The organism is Pseudomonas tremae (assembly GCF_001401155.1).
Classification (GTDB): Bacteria; Pseudomonadota; Gammaproteobacteria; order Pseudomonadales; family Pseudomonadaceae; genus Aquipseudomonas; species Aquipseudomonas tremae.
The window spans coordinates 1-425 of the sequence record NZ_LJRO01000158.1; the positions used below are offsets into that span (position 1 = coordinate 1).

At 55.8% G+C, this 425-nt stretch carries 1 pseudogene; it reads right to left on the reverse strand.

Annotation, left to right across the window (positions count from 1 at the left end):
• Nucleotides 1–347 (reverse strand): annotated as a pseudogene (locus ALO43_RS11760) (type III helper protein HopAK1); the annotation flags it as partial.
• Between the last annotated feature and the right edge of the window lie 78 nt (nucleotides 348–425).

Genomic DNA, 425 nt, shown 5'->3' on the forward strand with positions numbered 1-425 from the left:
TCAGACGGCGCAGGTGCCGGTGTCGAGCCGTCCTGCTGATGCCCTTGTGATCTGGAAAACAGATCCTTGAGGATGGTGCGAATGGCTTCCACCAGCTTGTTCAGCAACAACTCGACGGGGTTTTCAGTTGCACCCGAGGCTGCGTTTGTAGCGGGCGTTTGCGCCCTGGAGCCAAGGCCATTGAACGACGACTGCAACCCTGTTGCCTGCTGCGGCGGTGCGAAGTCGACCAGCTTGCTGCCATTGCCGGACGTGACCTGAGGTGGCGGACTGTTATCGGCTTGCGGGTTTATGCCCTGGGTTGGCTGCCCGGAGACGGGATAATAATTTCGGGTGATCATATTCATGGGTGATTGCCCTGCCTGCAGGAATGAACGATTCGTGATCCGGATAAGGTCTGTCTCTTATACACATCTAAAAAAAAA